Genomic DNA, 14,437 nt, shown 5'->3' on the forward strand with positions numbered 1-14,437 from the left:
CTCTGGAATCAGGTTGGAAAAAATCACGTAGCGGAAATAGTAAAGCTGGGAGCCGCTTTTTAGTCAACCTTGCCAGCGCTCTTCCGATCGATGACACCCGGGATATCTTTCGTGGGCCGGGCGAACTTCCCCTTGAGATCATCGACGCCTGATTGGGGCTTGGCAAACTGTTCCAAGTCCTTGCGTTGTCTGCGCGTCTCCGCAGTGTTCAGTTTCAGTTTCTTATCTCGCTTTTCGACCAGCTCCGGTATCGCCTCGCCATCGCGATTGAAAGACCAGCCCAGCATCGGCTTACCCAACGGCATCTTATCGCCCGGGTTTCCTTCATAACCGGTATTCCAGACGTGCCAGGTTTTGCCGTAGCTGTTCATCTTCCCCTTCATCAACTCTTTTTCCGCAGCTTTCGGAATACCTGGCGCAACAAGCTGTCCGGTAAGAATTTCACCATTGTGAGGATGCCAGTATTTTCTTTCGGCTTCAGGCAAGGTAGCGAAAAGCTTTTCGGAAATAATGTATTCGATACCATTCAGGTTCGCGTCCTCGGTATTGTCATCGAATAATATGCATTGTACAAAATCCTCATTCACCTGATGACAGTAATGATGTGCCTCCATCTGGTCTTCCGGAGAATCCTTCATCGGATGAAAGCCGACAAGATAGATGTCAAATGGCTTTAATGGAGAATTGCGCTGCAGAAGTTTTGCGCCCAACTCCAGTGCTCGTGTTTTGGCTGTTTTTTCCCCACCGGCGGGTGTCCTATCAGGCGGCGAGCTTGCTTGCGCCACCTGAGCGAAGGAGCCTGCTGCAGAGGCTAGTGATATTGCGCCGGATAGTAAGCCAGCACATAAAATAATGCGGAAATTTAAACGCAGCCCGTCCATATTATCTCCCCATAATCTCTCCAACTTTTTATTATAGGGGTACCGCCTCGCGTTTCGGTACGGTAGCGCACAAGACATAATGACTGCTGGTTAAAACGTGTATCTTGCGCTCATGCCCACTATTACGTTCCGCCCTGGTGCAGGTTCGTAAAAGCGGCTGTTCCCTTCGTTTACGATTACCGAGCCCACATATCGCGTATCGGTAATATTGTCCAACCGCAAGAACTCGCTGAGCTTCCAGCCACCGATCCGATGCGAATAAGAGAAGCGGATATTTGCAATGGCATATCGTTTAGCGGCTTCGGTATTGGTATCGTTTGCGAAAACCTTGTCACGATAGATCGCTTCCACCACTGCCGAGAAACCGGGCAAGCCGCGCCGCCATGCCAATTCCGTATAAGCGGTATTGCGAGGTACGCCAGGCAGAAAATTACCGTTGGCTACGGTTGTGGAAAGCCCTCCGGTTCGGAGGTAGGTATACGAATCCTCGAATTCAGCATCGAGATACGTATAAGATAAATACACGGAGAGATCAGTGCTAAAACGGGAGTCGGCTGAAAATTCCACACCGCGGCGCCTCGTGTCGGCTGCATTCTGAAAAGTGGTTCGTCCTCCGGAATTCGTCGCAGGCAGTATCTCACCGCTAACCAGCGTTTCAAAAAATGCCAGATTGATACGTGTATTGCTCGTGGCCAGCCATTTAACCCCTGCTTCGACATTCCGGCTCTTGCTCGGCCGAAGCGCGAAATTGAGACCTGTTGCACCATCCGGCCTGTAGGCAAGTTCGGCAAAAGTCGGGGTCTCAAAACCTTCCCCCCCGCTGACGTAGAGATTGAGCGTGGGCGTCGCCTTATACAGCAGTCCCAGTATCGGAATAACATTGCGGAAAGTCAGATTGCCGCTGTCATTGGCGTTATCGGGACGGATAAAAAAATCCTCCGACCTGAATTTCACTTCCGTATGGCGCACGCCGGCAGAAAGTATCCACGCTGACGCAAACTGCCACTCGGCTTGTACATATTGGCTGAAGCTAGAGACCGTATCGTCCTCGTTGCGACGCATGTTTCCGCGCACACCCAACGCCATTCCCGAGAAATTCTCGAATCCCTTGCGCCTTTCTTTAGAAATCTCGTAATCGATGCTCGCAGTGACAGTCAGAGGACGCTCCCCGCTGCTGCGATGCATCCATCTCAAACCGAGGCCGCCAAATTCGCGATCCAGATCGACAACGCCCCCCGAGCTCGTGGCCGGAATCTGCGCGCCGCGCGGCACAGCGAGAAACTGCTCAATCCGCCGCGTTCCCGTATAACCTATCAGCTTGACCGTGTTCGCGGATGAAAATTTATGCGTATAGACGAGGCCGCCCTGTGTATTGTCGATGCGCTTGCGAGTATTGAAGGTGGTGGCACTTGTATCCGCCTGGCGCGGATCAGCGCTCACCTGAGCACGCGTGAGCCCGAGCGGATCTTGCGTATTGCCTTGGTGCAGCTCGTTTGCCATCAGGGTGAGCGTGGCGTCCTGATTGACCCGGTAGGTAAGCTTTGCACTTGCCTGGTAGCGTGTAGCGGCGCTGTGGTCGCGGTAGCCATCCGTTTGAAAACGTGAAATATCGACCACATAGTTGAACGGGCCTGCTACTGCACCTGCTGTACCTGCCGCACCTGTCCCACCCAGCGTGCCGCCGAGCTTGATCTCGCCGCGCGTCGTGCCATAGCTGCCCCCCAGCAGCGTGCCGGATATCATATGTTCCGCCGGACCATCTTCGGTGAATGCCTGTATCACGCCGCCGGAGGCATTGCCATAGATAGCCGAGAAGGGGCCGCGCAGCACTTCAATGCGCTTGGTCGAACCCAGGTTGATGTTAGCGGCCTGGCCCTGCCCGTCCGGCATTGAGGCGGGGATGTCGTCAACGATCATCCGTATTCCGCGAATGCCGAAAGTGGAGCGTGCGCCAAAGCCGCGGCTGGATACCTGCAGGTCCTGCGCATAATTCTGGCGGTTTTGAATGACCAGGCCGGGAACGCGCGAGAGCGCTTCAGAGAGATTGACGCGTGGCTGGGAGTCCTGGATCACCAACCCCTCCACCACGTCAATGGACATGGGCAGCGAGAAACTCGATTGTTCCATACGAGTACCCGTAATGACGACAGGATGGAGGGTAGGCAGAGCGCTTGACGATGAGGCGCTTGGCTGGGCGACTGGCCGAACGATTGGCCGAACCGGCAACTGAGTATCCGGCTCAGCATCCGGCTGTGCCAACAAGGAACCTGATGCCGGTGCCAGAATGAGCAATACGACTACCGCAGTGGCCGGCATCGAACTTAACGTCTTCAATGATTTTGCTGTGGCCGATACATTCCAATATGAAGAAGGGACAATATTTCGAATTGCTCAGCTGTTAGTTGAAGCAGGCACCAGCGTAATTGACATATATAGCGTCCTTGCCGCCATGAGCCGAAAGAATAACCTCATTCGTTCAACCCGGATATTCCATTGGGACGCGAGATGGCGAGGCAGGTTGCGAGACCGTTTTTCCGGTTGAGAGAAGTCCATAGCCTGGTCTATGGGCGCCGCGCAGGTAGCAAAAATGGCCGCAAACTGACCGCCAGCACTCGCGTAGGCTCGCAGAGCTGCCTAATGAATTATCCGGGTTTAATACGCCATACTGCCAGGGGCTGCTCCGGGTGGAGAAGATAAAGGTGGAGAAGCACTTTGGCTCTGCTCCACTTTCTGCTTTCCGGCGGCGACTTCCGTATTTATCTTTTCCACTATCCCGTTTATCCGCCCCTGCCCTGCCGTTGCAGACTGATTAATAGTTACGCTGTCGGCATTTGCTTCCTTGATCATGCAGTCATGGTAGACCTGCATTTGTTTTTGCCAGGCGTTAATTGCGCTGACGCTTCGATTGAAAGCAGCAACGCTACTCGAGTCGATAACCGGTGTTTCCGGCATGGCGCCGCATCCGCTAGCGGACCAGGTCCCATTTTCCAGTACGCCCGCATTGGCTGTGAATGCGGTAGTGAGCGCAAAAAAAGCTGCAAAGAGAATCGTCTGATTCATGACATGCTGTCTCCTTATCGTTTGTGAAATGACGCCACCCTGTCTCTCTTTATCTCTTTGTCTTCGTTTATATTGTAAGGACGCAACCGCCAATGGCGGCATCCCACATTTACTCTCAAAAACATAGCACAGAACCAGGCGCTAAGGAACCTCATGCTTGCTTTCGAATTCATTTGCCGGAGCCGCGCGATTTTCGGAAACCCTCAAACCGCCTTACGAAAAGTCAGGTTTATCCGGCAGGCACCCGCAAGGGGATGATACCCATCTTTGAGCGGGAGCACGCCATGATAGCGCAGCCTTGCCGGTCCGCCCCACACCATCACGTCACCATGTGTCAATTGTACGCGCACCGGCTTATCCCCGCGCCGCAAGCCACCCCATAAAAACACAGCCGAAATCCCAAGCGACACGGAAACGATAGGCGCACCGAAGTCTCGCTCGTTCTTGTCCTGATGCAACGATAGCCGCGCTCCCGGCTCATAGCGATTGACGAGACATGCATCTGGCGCGTAATTCGGGAAGCCGGCGCTTGCCGCAGCATCTTGCGCCAGCTTCAGGAATACGCCCGGCATGGAAGGCCATGGCTTGCCGTTTTCCGGGTCTGCCCTATCATAGCGATAGCCCGCGCGATCCGTTACCCAACCAAAAGAACCACAATTCGTTATCGCGACGGACATTCGGAAACCGCCCGGTGTAACCATGTGGCGAAATGGCGCAGCGGTTGTGATATCACATAATTGTGCAAAAATGGCAGCCTCATCCCGCATCGCAAAGCCACGCAGCACGGTCGCGCCGGAGCATAGCTCCTCCCGTTGCGCCTGGCATTGCGTCACGCCTTCAAACAGGCTGAGCGTCATGTTTATCCCTTTGGCTCTCAAATTGCATCGTGAAAAATGATGCCCACGGTATGGCGGCGGCCCGAGCGTATGCGGCTGACGCCGTGGCGCAAGTTGACCCGATATACGCCCCGTGTGCCATGCACAGGCCGATGATGCACGGCAAACGCCACTGCGTCTCCCTGCCTCAAGGGCACGACCTCGGGGCGTGATTGCATGCGTGGCCGCTGCTCGGTCAGCACGAATTCGCCACCCGTGAAATCCCGGCCCGGCTCGGATAGCAATATCGTGATCTGGATCGGAAATACATGCTCTCCGTACAAGTCTTGATGCAGGCAATTATAATCACCCGGCTCATATTGCAACAACAAAGGGGTCGGGCGAAGCTGACCCGCTTCATGGCAGCGTTTGATGAAATCAGCAAGTTTCTCCGGATAGCGCACCGCTATGCCCATTGCTTCATCCCAGCGATTTGCGATCGGCACAAGCCGGGGATATATCGACGTGCGCAGTTCGGTGATGATACCGGGCAACGGATAGCTGAAATACTTGTATTCCCCGCGCCCGAAACCGTGGCGCGCCATGACGACGCGGTTCCTGAAAATGTCATTCCGCACATATAATCGTGCCAGTACGTCGCAATCTTCAGGAGAAACAAGTCGTTCGATTACCGCGCAGCCCTGCGTGTCCAGATCATTCGATATCCGCGTCCAATCAAACGCCTTCATCCGGCGTGCTGTATTCCGCACGGGAGCAATACTCCACAATTCGCTTGTCGGCGTATTCATGCCTGTACTTTCAACTTCACCTTCGCCTCCACCTCCTCTTTCTCAAGAAGATTGCGCTTGCGCTCTACACCCCAGCGGTAACCCGCCAGGGTTCCATCGTTACGCACCACCCGATGACACGGAATTGCGACTGCGACTTTGTTTGTCGCGCAAGCCTGTGCCACGGCCCGCACCGACTTCGGCGCGCCGATGCGCCTGGCGATATCAGTATAACTTGCGGTCTGTCCTACTGGAATTTCGCGCAGCGCCTGCCACACTCGTTGCTGAAACGCAGTCCCACGCACGTCCAACGGCAGATCCAGCCCGATACCCGGCGCCTCGATGAAACCGACCACCTTTGCGACAAGTTCTTCGAAATCGGCATCACAACCGATGAGGCAGGCGTGCGAAAAACCATCCTGCAGGTCATGTACCAGCTTATCGGGATCATCACCCAGGAGAATCGCGCAAATGCCACGACTGCTTTGAGCAACCAGTATCGATCCGAGTGAGCATTCCCCAACGGCAAAGCGAATTTTGCTATCCGTACCGCCAGCGCGATAACTGCTCGGCGTCATGCCCAGAACCTGGTTGGATTTTTCGTAGAAGCGGCTGCTGGAATTGTAGCCCGCGTCAAAAATGGCATCCGTTACTGTACTGCCACGGCCAAGTTCATCGCGCACCTTTTTCTCGCGCTGCGCCGCCGCATATTGCCTTGGCGTCAGCCCGGCAACTTGTTTGAACGTGCGATGAAAGTGATAGGTGCTCATGCCAACCTGCATCGCCAGCTTTTCCAGGGTTGGGGCCGTTTCCGATTCTTCGATAATGCGGCAGGCTTGCGTGACCTTGGTCGCATATTGCTCAGCCCGAGGGGGCTTGTCCGGCTGGCAGCGTTTGCAGGCCCTGAAACCTGCCTTCTCCGCTTCTCCGCGTGTGGTGTAAAAAACGACATTCTCGGGCCTTGCCGGACGGGCTGCGCAGGAAGGACGGCAATACACGCCCGTGGTCCTGACTGCGTAATAAAACTTGCCGTCAGCTTCGGTATCACGCGCGACAACGGGGGCCCAGCGGGGGTCACTAATTGTTTCAGCAGTGCGTTGTGCTTTTTTTGCTAAAGTGTTCATGATGAGCTCCTTTAGAAATTGCATGACATCGGTAACGTTATCAATTTATCAATGTCGGCACTCCTGTCGCACTCCGCGCCTTGCTTTCGAATTCGATTTTGTTTGAAGATTCAAATTCGATCCTGATTCGGCCAAAAAACTTGAGGTGGTTTACTTCTCCTTAAGGTCCTTCAAACCCGCTTTCGGTGGGGTTTTTTGCCCAACGTACCCGTACACGGGAATGACCCTCTCCTCACCCTCGCCAAAGGGCGTTTTTTTGTTTGCTGTTCCTGAATGCGGGAATCACATCTTCTCTACCTCATGCTCATCAATAAAAAAGGAAATTACCCCTCTATTCTCGGGTTCAAACAATTCGTATTGGGGCAAAATTAACCGGGAAGCCATCCTTGACTAGATAGTGCTTCGCTTCTTTACAGGCTCACGCCCCCCGCGTGGGCCTCTTTTTCGTCCTCAATCAACCTCCAAGAAAAAATACCATGTCCTACCTGACAAGATTTGAGCATCATATAGCTCACATAGATAAACCGATGAATACTCCGGATAAGGTAGAGTGGGCGGAATGCGCCAGATTACTTGCAATGAATGTCGCCCATTACCCAATGGGTTACGGCGAATTGCCATTGGACAAAACGTTAGCAGTAGCAGTGACAGATGCTCCTACTCCAATTAATGAGCAGCTTGAACTAACGGCGGGCAGGTGAGGAAACGGGGGCGCGTAAGACTTGATATCCATGCTACGCGCTTCTTCCATCCGTTCAGCGCGCGGGCGTGTTATCCCGGCTGCGGAATACCTTTTTGCTGTTTTTGTTCCATGCACCCCCACAAAAGAGCTTCTCTACCCGATTTTCTCAGTGAAAATCAGCATCCAGGACAATGCGATAGCGCGCCTTGCCTGCCGCAAGGTGCTCGATCGCATCGTTCACTTTACTTAACGGAAAGTGTTCGACTTGTGGCGCGATATCGTGCCGCGCGGCAAAATCCAGCATGGATGACATTATCGCGGGGGCGCCCGTCGGCGATCCGGAAACGCTTTTCTGGCCAAAGATCAGGTCAAATGCCGGAATGGGCATCGGCTCCAACACAGCGCCGACGACATGCATGCGGCCATTCGGCTTCAATGTCTTTAGCAGCGCGCTCCAATCGAGCGGAATGTTGACGGTGACGAGTAGAAAATCAAGTGTATTGGCCGCCTTGAGAATATCGGCGCCGTCGCGGCTCGATACTATGCGATGCGTGCCCAGCTTCCGTAGCTCGTCGGCCTTCGACAAATTCGAGGTAAACGCCGTGACCTCGCAACCCCAGGCATTGGCAAATCGTATGGCCATATGGCCGAGGCCGCCGATACCTACGATGCCCACTCGATCCGTTGGCTTGACGCCATAAATGACCAGTGGCGCAAACACCGTGACTCCCCCGCACAGCAGCGGACCGGCGGAAGAAATATCGAGCGCATCAGGCAAAGGAATTGCCCAGGCCCAATGCGAACGCACTCTTTCTGCGAAGCCTCCATGGTGCCCTATGATGGTCGCGCCCGCTTCCGCACACAGATTGTTGTTCCCGGTCATGCATTGGTGGCAATGCATGCAACTACTGCTATTCCAGCCCACGCCCACACGCTGGCCCATCCGTAAGCCTTTCGCATGTTGGCCCAACGCCACGATCCGGCCTACCGCTTCATGGCCCGGTACGACCGGATATTTGGAGAGTCCCCAATCGTTATTCAAGATGGACAAATCGGAGTGGCAGAGGCCACAATACTCGATAGCGATCTCCACTTCTTCCGGACCCAGGGGACCGGGATTGTATGAAAATGGCTCCAGCTTCTGTTTTGCACCGTGCGCAGCCCATCCATGAATATCCATTGATTGCTCTCCTCAGTTGAATTCCTGCATCAGCGGTTCTATTCAGGTTCTATTCATGCTGCCTGGCGATAATGCTTTTTAGCCGCTGCGTGCGCATCAGACACTGTTGCTTTTCGTTTCCAGCAAGAATAAACCACCGATACCGTACTGTCCAATTGGATCGATCCATGTCGAGTCGAAATTCCCGCATTTCGTCCCTTCAAAATCTTCGGCAATATAGTTCTTATACTGATGGCGTCGGCGATCATTTGTCGTGTGATACCAATCCAGCATGCGTCTCTTCACATTGCGTCGATGTATTGATGAATCCGGGCCACCAGCGCATCAAAATCCGGCTGACCTTGGTAGTACAGCGCTTCTGTCTTGCGGTACTCCAGCGCGAAACGCTCACGTTGCGCAGAATCGGCCAGCACGAAAGCGGGGTTTCGGGCAATCACCTGCTCGTCACCGCTCCGAAAGCGCTGCGCCTTGCGCTCCTGGTAAGCGGACTCCCGCATGAAGGCCTGCACCTCCTCCAAGCTGAGAAGGCAGTACACGTCGTAGTAGTGCCGCAGGAAATTCCCGGGAAACGCCTGTGCTTCGCCCAACCGGCGGAACTTGGTGGAGATCGTCTGGAGCTTCTCGACGAAGGTGTGCGTCGGCATGTAGCAGGGTACGGCTACAGCCCGGTTGTCGAACACATCGACGCCCCGTCACGGGCAAGATCCAGGGCCCATGAGGAGATGGTGACCGGCCGATTGGGCGCCGTGTCATCAAAACCCAGTTCCAACAGAATGCCGTCCTTGACGCCAGCCAATGCCGCTACACGCGGCGTGTAGTTCAGTCGGATGCCGGCACTGCGCATCTTGTCGTCATCAAACTGCGTGTCGCGCGCCACGCTGTCGATGCCCAGAATGCAGATGCGTGCTGCCAGTTCATCGTAGTAAGCGCGGCGCGAAGCGACGTGTGCCGGGTTGTCCTGATTGCGCCCTGTCTTCACATCCATGCCGTCGAGCGACTCGATGCGGATGTCGATGTCCTCGGAGAAGCGGCGGATGATGCCGAATCCCTTTGACAGGGAAGTACCCCCCTTCAACTCGAACTGAAAGCCTTGGGCCTGAAGGCCCCACAGGCAATGCATGATCCAGTAGTCCTTCTCGACCAGTATGGGATCAAGTCCGCGCTCGTCGGCGACGAGCGCCAGCAACTGGTCGAAATCCCGCCGTGCGTGCAGGAAGTCAGGCACCCACCCACTCCCGCAAGCGCTTGCGCGTCGCCACGCTGCCAAAGTTGTCGATTGCGCGTTGAAGGCGGGCCGAGTCGAAAGACGGCAGCTTGCTGCGCGCTTGGCGCAAGACCGCATCGCGGTCCTCGGCCAACTCTTCGAGATTGTTCAGCAGGTCGACATACAGAAACTCGAGTGTGAGCTTCTTCGGAAAGCGCGGCTTCGTGCGGAATTCGAACTGCCGGTTGCCGAGCCGGAAAACGCCATGGCGCTTGTGGTTGTAGACCAGCGTGCGGTTGTAGAGTTGCGTGGTGCCCAGGCCCACGGCGTTGTAGGCCGAAGGGGAGAATACGAGAAAGTCCTTGTCACGCAGGAAACCACCCACCACCTGTTCATCGGCAGGCGGCAGCGGACCAAAGCTGGATTGCCTCGGGGCGTGGTACAACCCCTGGGCGAGCTTCTTCAGCTTCCCGGCAGCCACCAACTCACGCAGATGTCTGTCCACCGCGGTGGACAGACGTGCGAGATCCTCCCGTCGATAGACGCGACCGGCTTGCAGCTCACCCGCAAGGTGCGCAACGGCACCTCGGAGGGAATCAGTGGAAGATGGAACGGTGGCAGACATGGCTAGTTTTTCATTGAGATTTCATGCATTTTATCGCATTCCGCCAGCCGCGTCTGCCCCCGAAATGTACCCTACGGGTTTGGCCCGCTGGCCGGCCCAAGCCAGTTTCCTTGACCGAACCATGTGATCATGCGCCGTGCCAGCCGAATGATCGGATTAGCGACCACCGACTCCATTTTCCGCGCCATCAGCCGTATTTTCCAGCGGCGACAAGGCGCGATCCCAAACGACAGTTCGAGGAAAACGCTATCATTCCAATTTCTCCTTATCCAGTACAGTGACTATCGCGCCGGGTTGCAGAGGGGCAACGATTCAGTTCGGAAATCAGGTAAAAGATCGGACAAATGGCAAACACCGCAACGAAGGGCGCGAATTCTCCTGCTGACATCTATCGTCTTGCCGCCAGCCCTCTCTCTCGCATTGATGAGGATTGGTCACGATTGATTAAATCGGTGGGACCATGCATGCATCAGCCAGAACCCGCGCGCGAGCCTTACGAAGCACTGGTGAGAGCGGTGGCATACCAGCAATTGCACGCTCGGGCGACCGACGCCATTATCGGCAGATTTCTGGATTTGTACCCCGAAGATGCATTTCCCAGCCCGGCCCAAATATTGGCATCCCAATTTGAAGAACTTCGTTCGTGCGGTTTTTCAACCCGCAAGATCAGCACGATAAGAAGTATTGCTGAGGGCGCATTGAACGGCCTTGTGCCAACTCGCGATATCGCGGGCGAAATGTCCGATGATGAACTCATCGCCCGCCTTGTAGCGCTGCCGGGTATTGGCCGCTGGACGGTCGAGATGCTGCTCATCTACACGCTCGACCGTATCGATGTATTGCCGGCCGATGACTTTGGCGTGCGCGAGGGCTACCGGTTCCTGAAAACTCTTGATACTATTCCCACTCGCAAAGCGATGGAAACAGTCGGCATGCTCTGCAGCCCTTATCGAACGGTGGCATCCTGGTATTTATGGCGTGCCCCCTCACTGCCTGGCTATACAAAAATCAAGAAGAGGATGAAGAAGGGGTAGCGAGCCTGGTATATCTGGACAATTTGCCGGACCAAGCCGGTTAATGCCGATATTTTACTGCGCTTCAGGCAATTTTCGCGGTTCAAAGCAGCATTTTCATCGCGTCGCGCCCGGCTGGTTTAGAATGCGCCTTGCGAAAACTCCCACTGGACCTGAGGAACCGCTGAGTACGTCTCCGCGGAGTACAACGCGCTCGCCGATAGCTCATTAGACCCTCATTGAATTCAGAGCGGGAGCAAATTCGTTTTGCTCCCTTTTTACCGGAGAAACAAATGTTGTTTGAGCGCGTCAAGTCCCTGGATCACATACTTGAGTCAGCACGCACGAGGGGGCTCAAGCGCCAGCTCGGGGCCTTCGACCTTACCATGCTTGGTATCGGCGCTATTATCGGCACCGGCATTTTCGTGCTGACATCGGTTGCTGCGGATAAAGCCGGGCCAGGCATGATGTTTTCGTTTGTCATTGCCGGCTTTGTCTGCGCACTGGCAGCGTTGGTGTATTCCGAGATCGCAGCGATGGTGCCCGTTGCGGGATCCGCATATACCTATTCCTATGCGGTATTTGGAGAGTTGGCGGCATGGATGGTAGGTTGGGCGCTTATTCTGGAATATGCGGTCGCAGCCGCCGCGGTTGCCGTCGGGTGGTCCGGCTATATCAATGGTTTCCTCCATGAGATAGGGTATGGGCTGCCCTTGGCTCTGACTGCAGGACCTTACGATTTTATTGTTCTTGCAACTAAAACCGAAACAGGCGCAACAGCGGGCACAACCTCCGCAGGCGGTTTCAATCTGCTGGCATTCCTGATCTCGCTTTTCGTTACGCTTCTCCTGATCATAGGCACTTCAAAGAGCGCCAGGTTCACGGCTATTCTTGTCATCGTAAAAATAGTTGCGCTCATGGCCTTTATCATTCTCGCCCTGCCCGCCGTCAATGCGGCCAACTTTGAGCCTATGCTGCCCAATGGCTGGGGTACACCGCTTTCCGGTGTAGGCGTACTCGGCGCCGCCGCCTCCATCTTTTTTGCCTATATCGGGTTCGATGCCGTCTCGACGGCGGCGGAAGAAACCAACAATCCCAACCGTAACGTACCCATTGGGCTCATAGGTTCATTGACGATATGCACGGTTTTTTACCTGATCGTCGCGTATGCCGCAGTGGGCGCTGTCGGCGCCCAGCCAGGTGCCGAGCTATCCTTATCCAAGGAACCCCTGGCTTTTGTGTTACGTGAGGTGGGTTACCCGGTGGTCGGCAATTGGGTGGCTTCTGCCGCCATCGTCGCTCTGCCCTCCGTGGTGCTGATGATGATTTATGGGCAAACCCGCGTTCTGTTTACCATGTCGCACGACGGGCTTATGCCGAAGTTCTTCTCCCATGTGCATAAGCGTTTTCATACCCCACATGTCGTCACCCTGGTCACAGGTATCGCCGTGGCGTTCTTCGCTGCGATGTTCCCGGTCGGAATGCTGGCCGATGTCTCGAACTCCGGCACCCTCTTCGCATTTTTCATGGTGGCGCTGGGCGTGATGATCCTTCGCCGCCGCGAACCTGAGCGACACAGGCCGTTCAAAACACCGATGATCTGGATCGTCGGTCCGCTGGCCATGGCAGGATGCGCGCTGCTATTCGTCAGCCTGGGCTGGAATACGATAAGATTGTTTTTGTACTGGGCCTTGACCGGCCTCATCGTTTATTTCGCTTATGCCCGCAAACGCAGCCATTTGGGAAAACAGCAGGCGGGCGGTTGATGCGCGTATGTCCGCATCAACCTAAATCCGGTAGTTGGACGGGATGAAGTGTACGGTTTTTGGGGTGCAGGGCAAGGCGCAATGACGCGGAATACGATCGCGCAGGGTGGAGCAGTGCCTTCCGCAGGAAGGTGCGACCCCGAAGCGGGATGCGGGCGCCCCCTTGCGTGTGGAACGCGATCGCGGCATCCCCTGCGCTGCCCGATCCCCGCTTCGCGGGGTCCCTCGGGCGACGCTTCGGGGCGCCGTTCCATTCCAAGGAGTTGCAACGCAGCCATGTACCCCAAAAACTGTGCAATTCACCCCGTAGCGTCCTCATCCGGAGGTGAGCGTCAAATAATATGAAATATTGTTATTAATCATAATACTGATCTATTAAATGAGCGGTCAACTACCGGATTTAGGTTAAACCAACTTGGCGGTCTACTCGTCGCAACTGAATCTCTCTCACATTGCGCAACCCTGCTTATGCGTACCTGAATCCGGGCCTTACCGTTTCAGCTTTGCAAATGCCGTCGTTTGAACCCGCTTCCCCCATGCCCGACCACAAGCAAGGCAAGGGCGGCTGATTCAGAATTCGCGTCGAATTGCGCAGACTCCGGGAGGTGGTACCGGAACTGATCCATCCCTTGCTCGGTACTGCTCAATGAAGTTATTCGTATGGAACCGACGCCGTTGGCGCTGCTAACGCCAAAGAACCGGTCCTCCGCCGTTTGACCCGCGAATAATCCATCTCCCATCGCGGATGGGCCGATCGCTCCCAGCAAATTATTTGACGCATCGAAAGCTTCAAAAAGTACGCTTTTAAAACCGCCCCGAATGTTGGCAAGTCCCATGTCGGTCCATATCAAACCGGCATCGGTAGGTAGCTCGCCGAGTAATTCCTTACTGAACGAAAATGTCAGGATCGAGTCGCCGTCTGCGTACCATGTATTACGCGAAGAATGCGAATTATCTGTCGAGCCATCTTCTGCTTCGGCCGGGGCGGCCTGGCCGGCAGGCTGCAACACCATTCCATGCGGTGCCAGGGCGTTGAAAGTATCAAGGATGCCGTTCTCGAAATCTTCAAGGTGAAAATACGCGAATGAAGCGCGGGCAAAACGGCTGGCTGCGAAGGACTGATAATGAACAGGACCTATCAGCGTAGCATTTTCCCCCAGCGGTTCCGCTAACACCGCCACCACCGATAACGCCGTACTCAAGTTTTCCATATGACGTTCATCTTATAAAATTGGCGCTTACGATCCGAGGCGAAAAGTAAAGTGGTAATTTTTCAGTGAGCGATGGAACATTATCCTA

General features: G+C 55.0%; 14 protein-coding genes. 3 read left to right on the top strand and 11 right to left on the bottom strand.

The genetic code is table 11. The features are described from left to right. Window positions 1-59: 59 nt before the first annotated feature. The 6 genes from BLP78_RS05705 to ada all read right to left on the bottom strand — a co-directional run bounded on the left by BLP78_RS05705 (window position 60) and on the right by ada (window position 6,668). On the bottom strand, window positions 60-881 hold the full coding sequence (locus BLP78_RS05705) for an OBAP family protein (RefSeq protein ID WP_090457398.1): 822 nt from the start codon (window positions 879-881) through the stop codon (window positions 60-62). Window positions 882-971: 90 nt separating this feature from the next. After that, window positions 972-3,215: a TonB-dependent receptor family protein gene (locus tag BLP78_RS05710; protein WP_256330102.1), complete on the bottom strand. Its 2,244-nt coding sequence runs from the start codon at window positions 3,213-3,215 to the stop codon at window positions 972-974. Between the two features lie 318 nt (window positions 3,216-3,533). Then, window positions 3,534-3,941, bottom strand: a complete 408-nt coding sequence (locus BLP78_RS05720; protein ID WP_090457405.1) for a hypothetical protein — start codon at window positions 3,939-3,941, stop codon at window positions 3,534-3,536. A gap of 203 nt (window positions 3,942-4,144) precedes the next feature. Next, entirely contained in the window at window positions 4,145-4,798 is a 654-nt protein-coding gene (alkB, locus tag BLP78_RS05725; protein ID WP_090457407.1) for a DNA oxidative demethylase AlkB, read from the bottom strand. A gap of 17 nt (window positions 4,799-4,815) precedes the next feature. Then, a complete protein-coding gene (locus BLP78_RS05730; RefSeq protein ID WP_090457410.1) occupies window positions 4,816-5,565 on the bottom strand; it encodes a 2OG-Fe(II) oxygenase in 750 nt (249 codons plus the stop codon). Further along, window positions 5,562-6,668 (bottom strand): bifunctional DNA-binding transcriptional regulator/O6-methylguanine-DNA methyltransferase Ada, encoded by a 1,107-nt coding sequence (ada, locus tag BLP78_RS05735; protein ID WP_090457522.1) that lies wholly within the window; start codon window positions 6,666-6,668, stop codon window positions 5,562-5,564. Before ada ends, BLP78_RS05730 begins: the two co-directional genes overlap by 4 nt. 476 nt (window positions 6,669-7,144) lie before the next feature. Between ada and BLP78_RS15205 the strand changes: the two genes are divergently transcribed. Beyond that, a complete protein-coding gene (locus tag BLP78_RS15205) occupies window positions 7,145-7,369 on the top strand; it encodes a hypothetical protein (RefSeq protein WP_143002896.1) in 225 nt (74 codons plus the stop codon). Between the two features lie 147 nt (window positions 7,370-7,516). Here BLP78_RS15205 and BLP78_RS05740 read toward each other — a convergent pair whose 3' ends face one another. The 4 genes from BLP78_RS05740 to BLP78_RS05750 all read right to left on the bottom strand — a co-directional run bounded on the left by BLP78_RS05740 (window position 7,517) and on the right by BLP78_RS05750 (window position 10,359). After that, the gene (locus tag BLP78_RS05740; RefSeq protein WP_090457412.1) at window positions 7,517-8,530 is read right to left on the bottom strand and encodes an NADPH-dependent aldehyde reductase Ahr; all 1,014 of its coding nucleotides are present in this window, start codon (window positions 8,528-8,530) and stop codon (window positions 7,517-7,519) included. A 281-nt stretch (window positions 8,531-8,811) separates the two neighbouring features. Next, a complete protein-coding gene (locus BLP78_RS15765) occupies window positions 8,812-9,174 on the bottom strand; it encodes a nucleotidyl transferase AbiEii/AbiGii toxin family protein (protein ID WP_218118920.1) in 363 nt (120 codons plus the stop codon). Between the two features lie 14 nt (window positions 9,175-9,188). Next, entirely contained in the window at window positions 9,189-9,755 is a 567-nt protein-coding gene (locus tag BLP78_RS15770; RefSeq protein WP_218118921.1) for a nucleotidyl transferase AbiEii/AbiGii toxin family protein, read from the bottom strand. Further along, window positions 9,748-10,359: a hypothetical protein gene (locus BLP78_RS05750; RefSeq protein WP_090457415.1), complete on the bottom strand. Its 612-nt coding sequence runs from the start codon at window positions 10,357-10,359 to the stop codon at window positions 9,748-9,750. The genes BLP78_RS15770 and BLP78_RS05750 overlap by 8 nt, the downstream gene beginning before the upstream one ends. Before the next feature lie 344 nt (window positions 10,360-10,703). Between BLP78_RS05750 and BLP78_RS05755 the strand changes: the two genes are divergently transcribed. Further along, window positions 10,704-11,393: a DNA-3-methyladenine glycosylase family protein gene (locus BLP78_RS05755; RefSeq protein ID WP_090457417.1), complete on the top strand. Its 690-nt coding sequence runs from the start codon at window positions 10,704-10,706 to the stop codon at window positions 11,391-11,393. A 272-nt stretch (window positions 11,394-11,665) separates the two neighbouring features. Further along, window positions 11,666-13,138 (top strand): amino acid permease, encoded by a 1,473-nt coding sequence (locus tag BLP78_RS05760; RefSeq protein ID WP_090457419.1) that lies wholly within the window; start codon window positions 11,666-11,668, stop codon window positions 13,136-13,138. A 497-nt stretch (window positions 13,139-13,635) separates the two neighbouring features. Here the strand turns inward: BLP78_RS05760 and BLP78_RS05765 are convergent, their stop codons facing one another. Then, entirely contained in the window at window positions 13,636-14,349 is a 714-nt protein-coding gene (locus tag BLP78_RS05765; RefSeq protein WP_090457421.1) for a hypothetical protein, read from the bottom strand. Window positions 14,350-14,437 lie beyond the last annotated feature (88 nt).

This window comes from Nitrosospira sp. Nsp1 (assembly GCF_900100985.1).
Classification (GTDB): domain Bacteria; phylum Pseudomonadota; class Gammaproteobacteria; order Burkholderiales; family Nitrosomonadaceae; genus Nitrosospira.

Coding starts and splice junctions, on each gene's coding strand:
- BLP78_RS05740 (WP_090457412.1), bottom strand. CDS start 8,530: ATGGATATTCATGGATGGGCTGCGCACGGTGCAAAACAGAAGCTGGAG.
- alkB (WP_090457407.1), bottom strand. CDS start 4,798: ATGACGCTCAGCCTGTTTGAAGGCGTGACGCAATGCCAGGCGCAACGG.
- BLP78_RS05730 (WP_090457410.1), bottom strand. CDS start 5,565: ATGAATACGCCGACAAGCGAATTGTGGAGTATTGCTCCCGTGCGGAAT.
- BLP78_RS05760 (WP_090457419.1), top strand. CDS start 11,666: ATGTTGTTTGAGCGCGTCAAGTCCCTGGATCACATACTTGAGTCAGCA.
- ada (WP_090457522.1), bottom strand. CDS start 6,668: ATGAACACTTTAGCAAAAAAAGCACAACGCACTGCTGAAACAATTAGT.
- BLP78_RS05705 (WP_090457398.1), bottom strand. CDS start 881: ATGGACGGGCTGCGTTTAAATTTCCGCATTATTTTATGTGCTGGCTTA.
- BLP78_RS15205 (WP_143002896.1), top strand. CDS start 7,145: ATGTCCTACCTGACAAGATTTGAGCATCATATAGCTCACATAGATAAA.
- BLP78_RS05750 (WP_090457415.1), bottom strand. CDS start 10,359: ATGTCTGCCACCGTTCCATCTTCCACTGATTCCCTCCGAGGTGCCGTT.
- BLP78_RS15765 (WP_218118920.1), bottom strand. CDS start 9,174: ATGCCGACGCACACCTTCGTCGAGAAGCTCCAGACGATCTCCACCAAG.
- BLP78_RS05755 (WP_090457417.1), top strand. CDS start 10,704: ATGGCAAACACCGCAACGAAGGGCGCGAATTCTCCTGCTGACATCTAT.
- BLP78_RS05720 (WP_090457405.1), bottom strand. CDS start 3,941: ATGAATCAGACGATTCTCTTTGCAGCTTTTTTTGCGCTCACTACCGCA.
- BLP78_RS05765 (WP_090457421.1), bottom strand. CDS start 14,349: ATGGAAAACTTGAGTACGGCGTTATCGGTGGTGGCGGTGTTAGCGGAA.